Source organism: Paenibacillus sp. R-74696, assembly GCF_055814915.1.
In genome coordinates this window covers 186,089-204,287 of the sequence record NZ_JBPULM010000017.1, presented here as the reverse complement: position 1 = coordinate 204,287, position 18,199 = coordinate 186,089, and the positions used below count along the sequence as shown (strand labels likewise).

The 18,199-nt window shown below is 43.0% G+C and carries 17 protein-coding genes; 3 read left to right on the top strand and 14 right to left on the bottom strand.

Going from position 1 to position 18,199, the window contains the following annotated elements; translation table 11 throughout:
- Position 1: 1 nt before the first annotated feature.
- The 5 genes from ACSR9A_RS03465 to ACSR9A_RS03445 form a co-directional block, all read right to left on the bottom strand.
- The gene (locus tag ACSR9A_RS03465; protein ID WP_473755615.1) at positions 2-1,738 is read right to left on the bottom strand and encodes a sensor histidine kinase; all 1,737 of its coding nucleotides are present in this window, start codon (positions 1,736-1,738) and stop codon (positions 2-4) included.
- A gap of 100 nt (positions 1,739-1,838) precedes the next feature.
- On the bottom strand, positions 1,839-2,687 hold the full coding sequence (locus ACSR9A_RS03460) for a carbohydrate ABC transporter permease (RefSeq protein WP_341282739.1): 849 nt from the start codon (positions 2,685-2,687) through the stop codon (positions 1,839-1,841).
- Positions 2,684-3,646, bottom strand: coding sequence for a carbohydrate ABC transporter permease (locus ACSR9A_RS03455; protein ID WP_473755614.1), 963 nt, complete (start codon positions 3,644-3,646; stop codon positions 2,684-2,686). Before ACSR9A_RS03455 ends, ACSR9A_RS03460 begins: the two co-directional genes overlap by 4 nt.
- A 180-nt stretch (positions 3,647-3,826) precedes the next feature.
- Positions 3,827-5,152, bottom strand: a complete 1,326-nt coding sequence (locus tag ACSR9A_RS03450) for an ABC transporter substrate-binding protein (protein ID WP_473755612.1) — start codon at positions 5,150-5,152, stop codon at positions 3,827-3,829.
- 190 nt (positions 5,153-5,342) lie between these two features.
- Entirely contained in the window at positions 5,343-7,322 is a 1,980-nt protein-coding gene (locus tag ACSR9A_RS03445) for a hypothetical protein (RefSeq protein WP_473755610.1), read from the bottom strand.
- A 160-nt stretch (positions 7,323-7,482) separates the two neighbouring features.
- Here ACSR9A_RS03445 and ACSR9A_RS03440 point away from each other — a divergent pair, with 160 nt between their 5' ends.
- A complete protein-coding gene (locus ACSR9A_RS03440; protein WP_473755609.1) occupies positions 7,483-8,334 on the top strand; it encodes a helix-turn-helix domain-containing protein in 852 nt (283 codons plus the stop codon).
- 187 nt (positions 8,335-8,521) lie between these two features.
- Here the strand turns inward: ACSR9A_RS03440 and ACSR9A_RS03435 are convergent, their stop codons facing one another.
- The 3 genes from ACSR9A_RS03435 to ACSR9A_RS03425 all read right to left on the bottom strand — a co-directional run bounded on the left by ACSR9A_RS03435 (position 8,522) and on the right by ACSR9A_RS03425 (position 10,448).
- Positions 8,522-8,962, bottom strand: coding sequence for a nuclear transport factor 2 family protein (locus tag ACSR9A_RS03435; protein WP_473755608.1), 441 nt, complete (start codon positions 8,960-8,962; stop codon positions 8,522-8,524).
- A gap of 242 nt (positions 8,963-9,204) precedes the next feature.
- Positions 9,205-9,792, bottom strand: a complete 588-nt coding sequence (locus ACSR9A_RS03430) for a TetR/AcrR family transcriptional regulator (RefSeq protein WP_473755607.1) — start codon at positions 9,790-9,792, stop codon at positions 9,205-9,207.
- 110 nt (positions 9,793-9,902) lie between these two features.
- Positions 9,903-10,448, bottom strand: a complete 546-nt coding sequence (locus ACSR9A_RS03425; protein ID WP_473755606.1) for a TetR/AcrR family transcriptional regulator — start codon at positions 10,446-10,448, stop codon at positions 9,903-9,905.
- 373 nt (positions 10,449-10,821) lie between these two features.
- Here ACSR9A_RS03425 and ACSR9A_RS03420 point away from each other — a divergent pair, with 373 nt between their 5' ends.
- Together ACSR9A_RS03420 and ACSR9A_RS03415 are read left to right on the top strand one after the other, a co-directional pair.
- Positions 10,822-11,565 carry an SDR family oxidoreductase gene (locus tag ACSR9A_RS03420; protein WP_473755605.1) on the top strand — a complete coding sequence of 248 codons (744 nt, stop codon included), beginning with the start codon at positions 10,822-10,824 and terminating at the stop codon, positions 11,563-11,565.
- A 31-nt stretch (positions 11,566-11,596) separates the two neighbouring features.
- Positions 11,597-12,778 carry an MFS transporter gene (locus ACSR9A_RS03415; RefSeq protein WP_473755604.1) on the top strand — a complete coding sequence of 394 codons (1,182 nt, stop codon included), beginning with the start codon at positions 11,597-11,599 and terminating at the stop codon, positions 12,776-12,778.
- Between the two features lie 282 nt (positions 12,779-13,060).
- On the opposite strand, the gene ACSR9A_RS03410 is transcribed toward ACSR9A_RS03415, so the two are convergent.
- From ACSR9A_RS03410 to ACSR9A_RS03385, 6 genes are read right to left on the bottom strand one after another with little or no spacing between them, the layout of a single operon-like run.
- Complete coding sequence (locus ACSR9A_RS03410; RefSeq protein ID WP_473755603.1) at positions 13,061-13,957, bottom strand: protein-ADP-ribose hydrolase; 897 nt, start codon at positions 13,955-13,957, stop codon at positions 13,061-13,063.
- 28 nt (positions 13,958-13,985) lie between these two features.
- Positions 13,986-14,831 (bottom strand): Sir2 family NAD-dependent protein deacetylase, encoded by an 846-nt coding sequence (locus tag ACSR9A_RS03405; protein WP_473755602.1) that lies wholly within the window; start codon positions 14,829-14,831, stop codon positions 13,986-13,988.
- 48 nt (positions 14,832-14,879) lie between these two features.
- Positions 14,880-15,848, bottom strand: coding sequence for a zinc-binding alcohol dehydrogenase family protein (locus ACSR9A_RS03400; protein ID WP_473755601.1), 969 nt, complete (start codon positions 15,846-15,848; stop codon positions 14,880-14,882).
- Between the two features lie 25 nt (positions 15,849-15,873).
- A complete protein-coding gene (locus tag ACSR9A_RS03395; protein WP_473755600.1) occupies positions 15,874-16,494 on the bottom strand; it encodes an ABC transporter permease in 621 nt (206 codons plus the stop codon).
- Entirely contained in the window at positions 16,491-17,261 is a 771-nt protein-coding gene (locus ACSR9A_RS03390) for an ABC transporter ATP-binding protein (protein WP_473755599.1), read from the bottom strand. Before ACSR9A_RS03390 ends, ACSR9A_RS03395 begins: the two co-directional genes overlap by 4 nt.
- A gap of 20 nt (positions 17,262-17,281) precedes the next feature.
- Positions 17,282-18,199, bottom strand: a complete 918-nt coding sequence (locus ACSR9A_RS03385; RefSeq protein WP_473755598.1) for a glycine betaine ABC transporter substrate-binding protein — start codon at positions 18,197-18,199, stop codon at positions 17,282-17,284.

The window sequence follows — 18,199 nt, the reverse complement described above, 5'->3', positions numbered from 1 at the left end:
ATCAGTCATTTTTGCTTGGAGGCTCTGTCAGCAACGGGAGCGTGATTTCCACTCTTGTTCCGCCTTCTTCACGTTCTCCCAGAACGATTCCATAACTCACACCGAAATATCCGGCAATCCTCTCTCTCACATTGCGTATACCATAGCCTCCTGTATGACGGTTATGCGGCCTGTCTTCAGACTGCTTCAGTCCCGAACCGTTATCATCAATGACAATGTGCAAATTATTACCCATTCTCTCCATTACGATTGACACATAGCCGCTTCTCTGTTTGTTGAAGCCATGAACGATAGAATTCTCCACGAATGGCTGCAGTGTAAGCTTTGGAATATATAATGTCTGAAGCTTGGAGGAAGCCTCAATCCTGTATTCAAGTCCTTCTCCCCAGCGCAGCTGCTGGATTTCCAAATAACAATTTATATGCAGCAGTTCATCAGCTATAGGGATAAAACTGTTCCCGTTGGACAGACCGATCCGAAACATACGACCCATCAGCTCCAAAATACGGCTAAGTTCATTCTGCCTTGCCTCAATCGCCATCCAGTTCAGTTGATCCAGCATATTATAAAGGAAATGGGGATTAATATTGGCCTGAAGTGCCTCAATTTCGGCTTTCCGCTGCTGTTCGTAACGGCGCTCCAGAGAGAGATACAGTTCTTCAATCCTCTCGTTCTGCTTTCGGTAACCAGAGAATAAATAACCGAATTCATTCTCATAATCCATCGGAAGTTCTACATTGTCGCCTCCTACGGAGTACACTCGCATCGCAGTTACAAGCCTTTTGATAGGCTTAGTAAACTGTCTGCTTAAAAAGTGGGTCAGGAGCACGACCAGCAAGACTGCTGCAATACCGATCAAGCCGATCCATTCTGCCAGCTTCAGGCTGCTTGCCGTGATTTGTTTCCAGGATGTAAATTCAATAAGCGTCCAGATGGAATTATCCATTCTGGAGTAGACGAGCAGTGTATCATGCGAGCCATCTTTTGCCGGAATATGGACATAACCGGATTTATTACTTTTCACATCAATCCACCTAGACCAATCGTTCTGGTCCAGCGCATCACCTATTTTCATAATTTGCTGACCTTCGCTATCCACCATGATCCTGTTTGATCCATCTGAATTGCCTGTTAACAGTTTTCGTATTTCGTTGGCTTTGATGTGAACAACTAGAACTCCCAAATAGTCATTCTCAAAGACTATTTTTCTGTAAAAGCTAAGTACAGGAATCTCGCCCTGCGTACTGGGGAACATATACTCTTTGGACCAGCAATAATCGCTCTTCGCCAAACATTCGGCTCTTCCCTTTGTATCCAAATCCATAAAATTTCGGAATTGAATATAGTTTTGCCGTTCACTTAGGATTGGATTATCCATATACAGGTCAATTCCTTGGATTAGAGGAATAGCATAAGTCAAATTTGCAAGAGCGCTTTCCACTTCAGCACGTCTGCGGTATCTCTCAAATTCGTCTTGTCTGTTCAGAAGATAATTGATCAGCTCGCTATCGCGGGAACTGGACAGTGATATCTGTTCGATCATGACCAGCTTGGTGTTAATTTCATTATTCAATTCATCAAGAAGCTGTTGCTGGTAGTGGGAGGTGGTCTGTACGAGCGCCTTGGAAGAATTACTGTAGCTTGTCCATGCGGTAACACCGATTACTGCAATAAGCACAATGGCAAAGCTATGAAAAAACAGACGGTCAATTCTATATTTTTTAAAAGGATTGAACAAATGCTCAACCTCCCTTCAAGTCCGGTTCAGACACAATAAACGGTAAAGCTGCGAAGGGCATTCGACGCTTTACCGTTGATGGAGAGATGTTTTTTACATCTTATCCTTTAATTCCAGTCGTTGCAATCCCTTCCACAAAATACTTCTGGAGAAACATAAAGAGGATGGTTGCCGGAAGAATAGACACTAGTGACATGGCAAGCAGCTGCCCCCACTCCTGAGCAGACTGAGAATCATTGATCATTCGAAGCGCCAGGCCGACCGTATATTTGTCTACTGTGTTGATATACAGGAGATGACCCAGGAAATCGTCCCAATTCCACAGGAAGCAGAAGATGGTCACGGTAACAATTGCCGGAAAAGCAAGAGGCATGACCACTCTCCAGAAGATTCCGAACCAGGAGCACCCGTCAATTTTGGCAGATTCATCTAGTTCTCTGGGAACACCGCGTATAAATTGGATCAGCAGGAAGACGAAGAAGCTGCCGCCTGCCCCTCCAGCCAGCAGATGGGGTATGATGAACGGGAGATACGTATTCACCCAACCCAGCTGATAAAACAGGGTATATTGAGGAATGATCAGCACTTGTCCAGGCATCATTAATGTCAGCATGAGGATGGAGAACCAAAAGTTTTTCAACGGAAAATCCAATCTTGCAAAACCGAAGGCAACCAGTGTACAGGATAACAATGTTGTGACAATTACAGCAAGTTCAAGTCCGAAGGTATTAAGATAGAAATCAGTAAACGTATGTCCAGGAACCGCGTTCCAGCCTTTAGTAAAGTTGCTCCATTGCGCAGCAGCAGGAAAAATGGACGGCGAGGTAAGCTCTGTGCTGTGTTTCAGTGAAGCACCGATCCACCAGATAACCGGATAAACCATAACGAAGCTGAAGAGAATCATGAACAGATGACGAAGCGCCGACTTCCATTTTAGTGTTGTTGTCATTTGCGTTTTCTCCCTCCAGTGTCTGTTTCATAGAATACCCAATACTTCGAGGTGTGGGAAATCAGGACGGTAGCTGCAATAATGGCCAATAGCATTATCCAGGCAAGTGCCGAAGCATATCCCAGCTCGTAACGGCTGAATGCCCTTTCATACAAGTACATCGCATATACATAAGTGGCATTCATCGGCCCGCCGTTCGTGATCACGAATGCGGAGGTGAACATTTGGAAAGCGCCAATGACTGCCATGATTAGGTTGAAATAAATAATCGGTGAAAGCATCGGCAGCGTGATTTTAAAAAATTGGGATACTTTGCTTGCCCCATCTACAGAAGAAGCCTCGTACAGATCATTCGGAATTTGCTTGAGTCCTGCCAGAAAAATAACCATGGTAGATCCGAACTGCCAGACCGTCAGCAGAATCAGCGTGCCAAGCGCCGTATCGGGATTGGTAATCCAGCCCTTTCCTTCAAAGCCAAAGACAGCAATCAGTTTGTTAAAGACCCCGTCTACACCAAAAATATTGCGCCAGAGCAGTGATACCCCGATACTTCCTCCAATGAGTGACGGAAAATAAATCGCTGTGCGGTAGATGCTGATACCTCTTACAGCCTTACTTAGGATCATAGCTACAAAGAGAGCGGCTATTAGCTTCAAAGGCACGGACGCCAGCACATAAGTAAAGGTTACCTTAGCGGATTGAATGAATTTGGGATCTGCTGTAAAGATACGCTCATAATTGCGGGTCCCGATCCACTTCATCGGCTGCATCAACGTGTAATCGGTAAATGAATAGTACAGTGATAAAAATAACGGGTACGCCGTAAGCGCTAGAAACCCGATCAGCCAGGGGGAAATAAACAAATATCCTGCGAGCGGAGCGTTCCATCTGCTTTTGAAGTATGAGCTTTTTTTCGTTTTCGCAGCAGTTTGGGCTATAGTGGCTGTAGAACGGTTCATCTGTGGTCACCTCTTGTGCTTAATTTTTATAGTTTAAGTATATAGGCCGTATATGTCCCGCTAAAGGAGGGGAATGCTCGAATTCTTTCAAAATATAACGATAAAAAAGAAGAGCTACACTTCCCTACCGAAATAAATGCAAGGCCCGAAGCAAGACTGCTCCGGGCCTTCGTTCTTGCATTATTTTTCGTAAGATTGCGCGGCTTCTTTCAGCTGCTCATAGGCTTTCTCAGGCGTAACTTTTTCAAAACTGAGCTGATCCCTGACAAGCACCCAGTCTTTATCGATAAAGTTTGTCCAGCCGCCTGCTCCAGCCGACCAGGTTTGACCATCCGGCTCTGTAGCACGGAGGAGACCTAAACCAATCTTATCCAGATCACTCATGCTTGCTTCTAGGGAGGTCGCTATTTCCTTATTAGCTGGCAGCCCGCGGAATGTCTGCAAAATGTTAGCTGCTTCCTGATCATTCACAAACCAATTAATGAATTTTTTGGCTTCTTCAGCATGCTTGGAGTTTTTGGAGACAGACAGATACATCGATGGCTTCAACCATCCGCCTGCTTCTTCTGCACGCGGCATAGTTACAAGTGCATAAGCCCCTGGTTTAATACTGTCCCAAGTGCCTAAATTATTGGAAAAGCTGTACCGGAACAAAACCTTACCCGCAGCCATCAAGTCCATTTGCGGATCGTTTTCCTTGTCGGATGCATTTACGTCAGCTGGAGGAACCAGTCCCTCCTTGCGCAGCTCTTCAAATTTCTTGGTCCATTCCAAATAGGTTGCTTGATCTGCATTGAAATGCCCATCATTAGTGATAACCTGGCCTTTACCTTTAGCATATTGGTAGGCTGAATACATAAAGTAGTTACCTGCATAGTCCAAGGTGAAATATTGTCCGCTTGGCAGCTTGGACTTGGACTCTTTGGCCAAGGTGAAGAAATCATCCCATGACCAGCCATTGACCGGATTTGCAATACCGAGTTTATCCATAGCAGCTTTGTCATACACCATACCGAATGCAACTGAACCCAATGGAACAGCGTATTGCTTACCGTCAAGTTGACCTCCTGCCAGCAATTTCTCGTCGAATTTGCTTATATCAACCTCAGGAGCCAGCGCAACCAATTGGTTGCGCGACATCCAGTCCGGCATCCAGCCTGGATCAAGCTGAACGACATCCGGTGCGTTATTAGCGGCAGCCTGTGTCGATAATTTATCCAGATACCCATCCATGCCTGAGTATTCCGGCTCAAACGTAACATTAGGATTGTTCTTTGTGTACAATTCCAGCGCAGCCAAGGTCGCCTCATGGCGTGGCTGGGACCCCCACCACATAATACGCAGCTTAACAGGTTCATTGCTAGGTGAAGCCGTTGACGCAGCATTAGTACCAGCAGGTTCTGCAGTGGATTCTGCATTGTTATTCACTCCGCCGCTGCATGCCGCCGCCGTTCCCAGCAAAGCCGCCATCGCTAAGACTGTAAGAGAACGCTTCCATTTCAACATCTTTAACCCTCCTAATTCAATCCGTATTGTCTTTCTACACTGTTATAGTAACAATTATAAATGGAAGTTCATATGAGGGTGATGCACGATTTATTTTAAAATCTCACGGAAATGATAAGGGCATGCTTCCTTTTACTGATGATTTCAAGCAGGAAGTACCGCAATTATTGCTATGTTTTTACGTAAGTTCTCAATAAGTCTGTGAATATTCCCAGTAGTCGCCAGCAAGTCCCTCGATGACCGAACCGCCAGCCCAAGGCATCAGACAGAACCAGGTGCTGGCTGGAGTACCATCTGCGTACTTTTCGGTGACAAGTCCTTCCGAATGGCAGAACCGTTCGGACATCCATCCTTTTTTTCCATAGCCGTATTCCTGATCATAGCGATTGTATGTCTGACAGCCCCAGCCGATTGTGTCCATCATGCGCTGAAGAACATAAGCTTCCTCCCGCTGCTGTACGTAATAAAACAGCTCATCCACTAGATTGCTGGACATAGGGTGAATATGTGGATTGGCTACTGAAGTAACACTCCCCCCAGAACTGGACCACCCCAATGTACTGAGCGGCGGAATCTTGACGGGTGAGTTGTAACAAAACTTGAAGCTGAACTCATAACCGATCGCGTCCCTCATGTGATCAAGGAAAAGATCATCTCCGGTCAGCGCGTGCAAAAACCGAACTGCTTTAATATAAGCCAGAATCCCTTCCGAATCGATCGATTTATCCGCATCCAGCGGTGCACCATAACATTCCATATGTTTGACGTACGTATCGTAATAATGGGCTTCACTCCGTCTAAGCCCATCGATCGAAGATAAATCTTTGGTTAGCCAACTGTAGTATGCCAGAGCAGCGAGACACCAGACGCCACTGAATCCATCATATTCGAGACCTGCTCCTGTCCGCTCTGACAAAATAATCGGATACTCTCCATCCGTATTTTTAGTACGTTCCATGCGATCAAGCACCTGCTTGACATATACAAGCCAATCATTGTGTTGGCAATTCCGAATTCGCAGCTCATAATCGTAGCCCTTCAGGATGTAGAACATGGCTTGAGCGACCAGATACGCAGAATGTCCCGGCGTCCGCATTCCGTCGAACCACCAGCCCTTTATGCTCCATATGCCGTCTTGATAAGCATCATAAGGAAGACCGGATTCAGGATTCATGGAATGTTCAATAATATTCGTAATGCAGGACAACGCCTGCTGCCGCATGGGTTCGTCATTAAGCCGAAGAGCAGCCATCAGCATCGGTGCAGCAACAGTCATGCCATTCGTCCAGCTGATAGAAATAATTTTGTTGTACCTGTAGCCTCCGCTTTCAGCATCCTCATATACAAATGTGGAATAATGACGATCCCCTGGCAGCCATGCGTATTCATAAATCGCTTTGGATAGATCCGATACGGTTGTCTGAATGTCACTTCCTTCTCGCGGCTGCTCATGATACCGATCATAGATTGCTTCAAGCGCTGTATTAATGCCAAGCTCTGATGACGACTCGTAAGCGTACAGAGCAAGAGTCAGCTCAACAGTCTCTCCAACGGCCAGTTCGAAAACATTATCACCCAGGGGAGCCCGCTCGTGAACAAGTCTTGATTTAATGAATAGTAACGGCGCATTCTCATATCCCAATGTATATCCAACCGTACCTTTGTCAATGGAGCAAGTATATCCCCCATATTGTACAAACGTCCCATTCAGCCCTGGCTGCCACTGCTGCTTTCTGCCGCCGCTGCTGATCCAGTACGGGCTTGCACACAGGCCGTATACGTGCCCCTCATCATAGACCAGTGCGGCTGGATGCGACAACCGATCGCTGCGGACCATCCACCAAGGCGACGAAGGGAGAGTCGGATTCCCTTCCCGCAATCTCGGAAACTGATTGGGGACATTTTGCGGTGCCTCTCCTCGGTTGCGTCCATACATAAATGCCGGCAGGAAAAATCGCGGATTTTGCTTGCCAAACGGCAATTCCACATGAATGACTCCGAACCATGCGTTTTCCCCACAGTTGTGAATTTTCACATTAGCCTGCCAAGGGTCTCTTGCACTTCCTGTCCCGCTTGCTAGTTCAACGTCAGCCTTCAGACCATGTCCACTCAATCCCGTATATTCCATATTCTTTTGTAATCGGCTTCGTGCAGTGAAAATCAGTTCCATAATATCCTCCAATCGCGTTATAGATGCTAACTTCGAAAACGCTTGTAAATTTAGATCCAACATGCTAGGATGATTACATTTTATAGGTTCGTGTATGCAATTTCATTGCATAAATTGCTTTATTTATTGCGCGAAACGACAAGGAGGTCATCTGTTTGGTATGAATGAATCTTCGGAATACCTGTTCGACCCTATTCAGACTGAGCTCTTGTATCTTCACCGCGTTACCACGTACAACATGGGCACGTTCTATCATCGGCATAATGCGTATGAGCTGTATTTGTTCCTTCGCGGTAATGTGAATTTTTATATTGAAAACCGTTGTTACCATCTGGAGCCTGGCGATCTGCTCGTTCTCAGCCCAGAGGAAATGCACCGTTCCTTTGCCCTAGACCAAAACGAATATGAGCGAATAACCATTAATCTAAAAAAGTCATATCTGAACCGCTTGTCTACCTCAACCACCAACTTGTCAGCATGCTTCGATTATCGCCCCATGGGCAAGGGCAATATTGTACATCTGGAAGAGGGACAGCTGCAACAGGTGCTGCAATTAACTCGCGAGCTTGAGCAGAGTCTCTCATCGAGTGCTTATGGAGCCGATATTGAAGCTAATGTCCGGATCGCTCAGTTGCTTGTCATTACGAATCTCGCATTTCAAAATACCACCTTTGTTCCAACAGACATTATGCCTGAACTGGTTCGCAGCACAATGAATTATATTGAAGTCAACCTTGCGAGGGAACTGACGCTTGAACATTTGTCAGAGGTATTGTACATGAATAGCACCTATATTAGTCGGCAATTTAAGAAGCACACCGGACTCACCATTCGAGCGTACATTCTCACTCGCCGCGTGGAGCTATCGAAATATTATTTAACTGAGGGTATGAGTATTACGGAGGCCTGTTATCAATCGGGCTTTGGTGACTATGCGAATTTTATTCGCAGCTTTACGAAGGTGAACGGAATTTCTCCTGGAAAATTTATTAAAAATGGCCCCGCAGAATAATCGGATGAACTGCAATCCCATCATCCATTTTGCGAGGCCATTCTTAAACTAAAGCAAGTTTTTGCAGAGCAGGAATTATATGAATTGTGGAGTAAAGGCCGAGAAATGACCCGCTCTCAAGCGCCTGTCCTTCCGATGCGAAGAACTAAGCGCTTTAGTTTTCGATAATATTCGTCTATTTATGAAATTAGCTCTGTAATACTCTGGCTTCGATAATAATAAAATGTGCAGTACGTTCCTTGATGAACCAGGTTTCGTTTTGTCGCACATATCTATCATCATATATAACACTGTAGTCAGTGATTACTTCTTTGCCATTTTCATCCCGCACCATTTTCATTTGAGAGTACGAAATGCCTGCTGCCGTATCCCCATCCACTTTCACATTGTGTTGTCCGTTAATGGAAAAATAACGTTTTACAATCGAAGCGTGGCCAGTGAAATCCTCTTCTAATTGTTTTCTTCCTGTAACATCCGATACTAATTGATCACCCATATAAACCTTATAACGACCATCCGGCGTAAATAACTGTACTTGTTCAGATGTTTTTTTGACATCTCCCAAATTTGAATAAGCGTCGACCACTTCTCTTAAATCTAATTTTGCTTGCAAAATCTCTAACGACATAATAACTTCCTCCTTATTAGTAAATACCAATTTTGAGTGAGTACTCACTCATTAACGAATGAAATAATATTGAGTGAGCGCTCACTCATAGAAATCATCATAAACGACTTTCAACCTTGTGTCAATTCAGAAATGGCAACCTTCGCGCGCCTCAAGGGATTTTTACCATACGCCAACCTCAAAGAACCCTCCACATCAGCGAGGGTTTGTTTAGTCAGTATGATGGTTCGACAGCTCATATCTTATGCCAGCCCTGGAAGTAACGTATCCAAAATACCATTCACAAATTCATTCTGATCTTCTTGAGAATCCTCTTCACCCAAAAAACTCAATTGAAACGTACGTTGAAAACAACCTCCGAGCAATAAATCTGCTACTGCTCTTGGATGCAGGTCATCGCTTATTCTACCCATATTTTTTTCTTTCAATAAATAAGCTTCCACCGCTTCATTTGCTCCATATGGATTTTCATTTTGTTGACTAAAACCTTCTCGATAGCGAAGCAATATTTTTGGCTCGGAGAAAATAGAACAGATAAAGGGCATCGAGCTATAATAATCCTCTAAAGCCGCAAGTGCCACCTGTGTCAAATTTTTTCGCACCGTTTCTTTACCAGCAAGGCTTTGCAGCAATAATAAAGCTTCCATTAGGTTTATCAGTTTCCCCTGTAGAACATGGAGAAATATATCTTCCTTGTTAGTAAAATGATTATATAATGATCCTTCGGAGCAACCGGCTGCTCGAGCAATTTCCTTAGTCGTGGTCTTTGCTAGTCCGTTCGTTAATAATACTTGCTCGGTAGCTTCAATTATTTTGTTTTTTAAATCCAAATTTATCCCCTTCTCTGTTGACATAACGTAGCAGGCCATCTTCGCTTCCATTATGAGTGTGCACTCACCCGAAGTCAAGCCTAGATTTATGGTTTATTTTTGAAAATATTTTATATAATTCTTTCTAATAAATCCCCCACCTTTTCTGCCATTTCCCGTGGAGGGCACGGCATCCCGTTTTTTAACCACCATTCCACTACACCCACATAAGCATTGGCAACAAATTCAACAACCACAACTTCATTTTGACCGAGATTTTTGCCTTTTGTTATGTCCACGTCTTTTTTGAACTCTTCGATATGATGTTGAACAAACCGACTACGAAAATAAGGTGCTCCTCCACTCGCCAGCATCGTCGAAAAGAATAAATAATTTTTTTCAAGATATTCCATGCAGTGTACTGTCGATTCAATCCAGTCCATATTAGCTTCCAACTCACAAAGATTAGCCATGTTCTGAATATGTTGTTCGATGATTTTATCCAACAAATCAAATTTATCCAAGTAATGAAGATAAACAGTTGCACGATTGATATTTGCCTTGTCAGCAATATCCTGGATGGTGATGCTATCGAAATTTTTCTCTGACATCCATTCTAGAAATGCTTTTTTTATGGCTTCTTGCGTTCTAACAATTCTTCGATCCACTTTTGCCATCTGATTAACACCATACCTTCCTTGAAAAAGTCGACAATTTTTATTCGTTTGTTGTTTAAACATCAAAACAGATTAAATCAACGATTTCTATGCCTTGTATTGTTTTTGCTTAGATTATAAATTATAGACAGATGTCGATAAAGCATCAATCGTCTTTCATATTATACACGAAAGGTTGTTAAACATTATGCCTAACTATGTTTTCGAGATAAGTGATAGGGTAACAAGAAGTTCAATTTCATACCATAATCGATTTGGAATCAAAGTGGTGGTTTTGCCATCAGTGCAGCCCAAGTCTCGTGGATACCACCCAAACTCAATCACAGTACTAAGCTTATTAAGCTGAGTAAATTTGAAAAGGATGATATACAAAATGTCTATTGAAAATAAAGTAGTAATTATTACAGGTGCAAGTTCAGGAATCGGGGAAGCTACCGCAAAGTTGTTAGCAGAGAAAGGCGCAAAGGTTGTACTTGGCGCAAGACGTGCAGATCGTTTAGTAAAATTAGTTGAGGAAATTAAATCTAAGGGTGGACATGCAGCTTATCGTGTAACAGATGTGACAAGTCAAGAGGATAATCAATCTCTGGTGGAGCTGGCAAAGTCAGAATTCGGAAAAGTTGATGTGATTTTCTTGAATGCTGGTATTATGCCAAGTTCTCCTATTTCCGCATTGAGAATAGATGACTGGGAGAAAACAGTTGATATTAATTTAAAGGGTGTCTTGTATGGTATAGCTTCCATACTTCCAGAATTTATCAAACAAAAATCGGGTCAAATTATTACAACTTCTAGTGTAGCAGGCATCAAATCTTTTCCCACTGCAGGTGTCTACGGTGCGACGAAATTTGCGGTTCGTAACTTAATGGAAGTAATTCGCATGGAGTCTGCGCAGGAAGGTACAAATATCCGTACAGCAACCTTGTACCCCGCTGCAATTAACACAGAGTTGCTCGGCAGTGTCACAGACCAAGAGGCATTGAAATTCTTAAGTCCCTTGTATGAACAATTCGGTATTACACCCGCTGCTATTGCTCGAGTTGTCGCTTTTGCAATTGACCAGCCCGAGGATGTAAACATTAACGAATTTACCATTTACCCTACGAAACAAGCTTAATGCATCTATTGAGGCTCAGATAGGAGTATTTATGTCTAAAAGAAATCATTTGTTGATTTTCATATTAACCACAGGCGTTTTCGGCATTATAAATACCGAGATGGGGGTTATTGGGTTACTTCCCACCATTGCTGAGCAGTTTAATGTCAGCGTATCCAAAGCGGGTTTACTGGTTAGTCTTTTTGCCCTTACCATTGCTGTATCGGGACCAACGATGCCGTTATTGTTTTCCGGAATTAATCGCAAGAAGGTCATGTTACTTGTACTGCTAGTTTTCATACTAGGTAACCTTGTATCCATATTTACAACTAGCTTTACCACTTTATTAATTGCTCGAATTGTTCCAGCCTTCTTTCACCCCATCTACTGTTCTTTGGCATTTACGGTCGCTGCTTCCTCTGTAAGCAAAGAAGAAGCTCCGAAAGCTATTTCTAAAGTATTTATTGGAGTATCTGCTGGTATGGTGGCCGGCGTACCGATCGTCAGCTTTATTAATAATGTCGTTTCGTACGAAATGGCGATGACTTTCTTTGCTCTTGTCAATATTATTGTTTTCATTGCTACAATGATTTTTGTACCATCCATGCCGGTTAAAGAAAAGCTCTCTTATAGTGAACAACTTGGCATATTGAAAAAACCAATTATATGGATTTCTATCGCAGCTGTCGTTCTATTAAACGCAGCAATATTCGGGGTTTATAGTTACTTTGCCGAATATCTAAAAACAGTAACGAATATATCTGGAAACAGTCTAAGCTTCATGTTATTTATCTTCGGCGGGGCCAATATTATTGGAAACATTGTCGCGGGAAAGTTGCTTACTCATAGCGCCTCAAAAACGATCCTCTCTTTTCCTTTGTTATTAGGTGGCGTTTATAGCCTTTTATTATTCACAGGGCAGTTTACTATACCTACGACGATTGTAACTTTAATTTGGGGAATATTAGCTGGCGGAATCATGGCAAATATTAACCAATATTTGATAGCATCGTCAGCTCCCGAAGCGCCTGATTTCGCCAATGGTTTATTTATATCAGCTTGCAACGTTGGAACAACAATTGGCGCAGCTGTAGGTGGGCTAATTATTTCAGAAATGGGTACACCCTACGTCGTGTTCGTGGGAATTTTATCATTAATACTAAGTTTGGTAACCATTGTGATTAGAAACCATATGTTTGGTTTTCGCTACTCCAAAGATAGATTAACAAGCTAAGAGCGGTATGTTATCGAATAAGTCTCCCCTAACTTAATTTCAACTTCATACTGATCTTTACCAATCAGCTTTACTTCAGCTTCTTCACCTTTCGGAAGCTCGGAGCTGACAAATGCTAGCCTCCGAGCATTTTCAAGGGTCTTTTCCTCACGATCATCTTCACCTCATCTGGGACATGCGTTGCACTTGTTGATCAAGGAATGGAGCTTGGTCGTTCGTTTAACCAACTGTTAGTTTTCTGCTTCTATGGCCATTCGAATTTACATCCCTCTCTTTTTAAGCTCAGTATTGAAAAGCTTGGAGGTATTCCGTATAATCGTCGTCGCTGAAAACATTAAAGATGATTTTCTCAAAATGATGGGTATGCGTATTCAACCACTCACTGACAGTATGAACAGCTATTCTGGACGCTTCCGGCTTAGGAAACCCAAATACCCCCGTCGAAATCGAGCAAAAAGCGATCGTTCGTATTTCATCTATTTCACTGGCCAGCTCCAAACAAGATCGATAACAAGCAGCTAAATCTTCCTTATGCTGTTCTTGCAATTCTATTCCTTTCGCTACAATCGGGCCAACTGTGTGCAAAACAAACCTTGCGGGCAGATTATAACCTCTTGTGATTTTCGCTCCACCTGTAGCTTCTGACTCGCCTTGAATGGACATTATTATTTTGCAATCTTCCCTTAACTGCGGGCCTGCTGCGGTGTGAATGGCATTATCAATACAAGCATGGTAGGGTTGAAAACAGCCTAGCATATATTTATTGGCTGCATTGACGATCGCATCTGCACCTAGGCATGTAATGTCGCCTTTCCATAAGCTGAGCTTATCAGATTGGCTAAAGCTGCACTGGGGAACTAAAGTAGAAACGGAATCTAATTGATCCGCATCAATGGTCCCTTTTTCTTTTAATTCGGTTTGCAAGAGTGCGTCTAGCTTACTTAAAAAGTCCGCTGCTAATGGCGCTGGTTCTCTGACCGATAGAAGTCCCTTTAGTAAATTGCGTTTTCCCATATATTCAGAGGGAATCACCGTTTTCCGTTGCTGCTGTTGTTCCTTCAGCAGCATTTCCAATAAATCGTTTAATAGTTCCTCTTTTCGATTGAAAACATTTTGCGCTGTTATATAATTGTCGTTCAAATGGATGAGAGAAGCATATTCCATAAACGTTAGCTGCATCCTTTTATATCCCTCCTTAACGTGTACTTTATTTCATAACCGTTAATACAATCTCTTGCATATCTTCGGTAAATGAAATCGTTTTATCTTTAATTTCCTCCATGCCCTCAGGATGGTCTTTATTTAGCCGAATTAAAATGGCCTTCTCATTATGATAAGTCATTTTTTCAAATGGATAACGAATGATGCCCGGTGTATTAAACCCGACACCCAATTCCAACAAGACGACCTTCTTTTCTTCAGCATTAAGCAAAAAGTTTTTGTAGGACGTATCCCGATCATGCCACTTTTCATCCTGCACAAAATACCGGTTCATTCTCAAATTAGGATCCATCTTTCCGCCACAGACAGGACATTTAGGTACGAGCTCAGATGGTATTTGACAATCCACTGTCTTCTGAATCATTTCCTTAACTATTTGTTCATTATAGTAGAGTTTGTTATGGCAGCCTTTAGCGCACTGCAGGTAGCTGTAATTGCCTTGAATCTCAAATACGTGATCAGGGGGAAAACCTCCCTTATCAAACTGGCTTTCGACATTGGTTGTGATGACAAAATACGTCTTGTCTTGAACCAATCGAAACAAATCCTTGTAAAGCTGAGTAGCACCCGCTTCATAGCGGCTTAGACTGATGTGCTTGGCCCAATACGCCCATTTCTCCTCCTCTGTTGCAAACGGATAAAAGCTGGACGTGTAAAGATCAGTGAAACCATACTTATCAATAAAAGGACCGAAATGATCGGTAAATGGCTTCCCGCTATATGCAATGCCCGCAGCAGCCGATAAACCTGCCCCTCCGCCCAATAAAATGATATCTGCTTCCTCCAGCGCCGCTTTTGCTTTGTCTATACGTGCCCAGTAACTGTCTATCATTTCGATCTCCCCTTGGTGTTTTCCAGATATAGCTTGCTCTTAAGTCAATCACGGATTAATAATAACAATCTTTCCGCTTGCACGATTACTTTCCATTAAAAGATGCGCCTCATGGATTTGATCCAATGAAAATATTTTGGCAATCGGCGCTTTGATCTTGTGCTTCTCGATATAGTTAAACAGATCTACAAGCAAGTTTTCTTTAATAAGTTCGCTTGTAAAAGCCGTAAAATAAATGCCTGTCGGAATATCAACCAATGGTTCAAAACGCTCCATTTCCCACTCATTTCCTAGTATCCTCGACATGCATAAAACGCCATGCTCTGAAACGAGCGACAGTGAATGTTTCAATGTAGCCGTTCCCACTAGCTCGAAAATTTTATTAACACCCCTTGGCGCAATGGCGAATAGCTTGTCCGTTAAATATTCGTCATCAAGCAGTACATAATCTGCACCAAATTGTTTTACAAAATCGACTTTATTTCTGTCTCTGGTCGTTGATATAACAGTTGCACCCGCGGACTTAGCAAGCTGCAATGCGGCCAGACCTACAGAACTGGTTCCTCCGCGAATCAGCAGTGTTTCACCATCGTTGAGTCTTAGACAATCAAACAGCGAAGCATAAGCTGTATAATACATTTCCGGGATTGCGGCAAGCTGGGTCCAGTCCATCTCATGATGAACAGGGTATACTTGGGCTGAGGGGATAAGTGCATATTCAGCATAGCTGCCATCAAATTCACGTCCCAGTCCTCCCATCAAAGACACAATACGTTGCCCTTTCTGATAATCGCTATCGGAAGGATCTTCTATTTCCCCCGCACATTCGATTCCAATCACTCGTGGCAGCGTAACGGATGGAGAATGGCCTTGCCTTGTATACATTTCCGAACGGTTAATGCCAAAGGCTTTTATTTTGACTCGTACCCAGCCTGGAAGCACATCGGGCTTTGGAATTTCACGTACAACCAGATCCTGAGGTGCGCACGCTTTTTCAAGAACGACTGCTTTCATCATTAAAAGGCTCCTTTCAAAGTCAGTCCTACCTGAATTTATATATTTTCTTCTCCATTTGAATCAATAAAGCATTGGCACCGATCGCCAATCCAGCAGACAACAAGCTGCCCCACAAAATTTTGTTAACATTCATCGTACGAAGTCCATCGAACAAAATGCTGCCTAATCCGCCCGCATTGATGAATGCCGCAATTGTGGCCATGCCGATCGTAGATATGACTGCAAGTCTGATTCCGGTAAATAGTGTTTTTAGGGATAACGGCAGTCTGACCTGAAACAGAACTTGCATATTACTCATTCCGATGCCAGTAGCTGCTTCTACAATTGATGGGTCCATATCATTTAAACCCGCGATAAAATTGCGCAATAATAAATATTGATTGTATATAATTAAAACAATAATAGCTGTCCCTATACCCAATCCAGTTACCGGAATCATAATGGCGAAAAGCGCTAGACTAGGGATGGAATAAATGACTGAGAATACATGAAGCAGTATTTTTGAAATGATTTTTGAAAACATGGCTGTCATCGTTAAGATCGCAGCTAGTAGAACTGAAATGATCATGGTCGCCACTAACATTTCCAAATGTTCCAGCAGTGCCTTAACCCATTTATCAGAATGGCGTATGGCATATTCAATCAATCTAAGCCCTCCCAGAACCGCTCTTGCTCTCTCGAGGAATGAATGAGTGACGATACAAAATCATCGGCAGGTTTTTTTACAATATGGCTTGGTGTATCAAATTGACATATTCGACCTTTGTTCATGATCATAACTCTAGTTCCGAGCTTAAAAGCTTCATTGATATCATGCGTTACCAAGAGAAAGGTTTTCTTTAGTCCGCCATGTATCCTCAAAAGCTCGTCCTGCAAATTCAACCGGTTGATCGCATCGATTGCGCCAAAGGGCTCATCCAACAGCATAATCTTGGGATCTGTCGCCAAAGCCCGAGCCAATCCGATTCTCTGTTGCTGGCCACCTGACAACTCAGACGGATAACGATTTCTAAACTGCTGTGGCTCTAGCCCAACAAGCGATAACAAGTCATCTACTCTTGTATTAATTTGAGATTTATTCCATTTCAAAAGCTTTGGTATTACCGCTATATTCTGAGCTATGGTCATGTGTGGAAATAACCCCACCTGTTGAATGACATAACCAATACGACGTCTAACCATTACAGGATCAACCGTTGCAATGTCTTCGCCAAAGAGCTTTATCGTCCCCTCATTTGGTGCATACAACCGATTTATCATTTTCAATAGGGTTGATTTTCCGGAACCTGAAGAGCCCAAGATCGTGACAAACTCCCCTTCTTGGATGGACAAACTCACATGATCGACCGCATAATCTCCGGCTTGGGAGTATTTTTTACTTACGTTATTGAACTCAATCGCTGTAAGAGACATATTCTCCTCCATGAAACCACTTATTTAATCGAATCGTAAAACACTTTGGCAACGTCTTCGTATTCCTCTTTATCCACATCTACTTGGGCATTGAGCGCTGTAATGGTTTCTGTATCTAGTGCTGCACTTATCTTATTGATGATCTCTGAAAGGTTAGAATTAGCGGTTAATACCGTGTTCCGAATAACGGGAGCTAAATTGTACGGTGGCCACACACGTTTGTCGTCTTCTAGCAAGGTGAATTCATCCTTATTCACTAGTTGGCCTTCCGTTGTATAAGCTGGCGCAACATCCGCTTCATTGTTGCGGAGCACCGTGTATTTCAAGCTATTATCATATACTTTCGATGATTTCCAATTCATTTTTCCATATACTTTCTCCAATGCCGGAATTCCATCCTCTCGTTGGTCAACCTCACCTTGCGAGGCAAATCTAAGCTCGGTTGCATGCTTTTGCAAATCTGAAATGGTTGTAATTCCAAGCTTTTTGGAAACATCCGTGCGAATAACAAGTCCCGCCCCATCGCTTGCTTGGGAATAGTTTAGCCAGGTAATTTGAAATTGTTTGTTGTATTCATCCTTCACCGTCTTATAAACTTCAGCAGGATCGGTGATGAGGTCCATCTTTAATACAGCTAATAAACCCGTGCCCGTATATTCAGGATACATATCGATTTCATTATTCACGAGTGAGGTATGAATAACGGAACCTGCAATATTAGGGACTCTTTCCACTTGAAACCCGGCGTCTTCCAATGCGAGTGCGTACAGTTCTCCAACAATTAAGTTCTCCGTGAAATCCTTTGCTCCAATGCGAATCGTTGTGCTGTTGCCTTGGTTTGCGCTGTTGCCTCCGCATGCTGCTATCAAAAGTGCCAATACTAAAATAGATAGGATAACAGTGAATGGCTTCATTTTCTTTTCCTTTCTCTTTCTCAT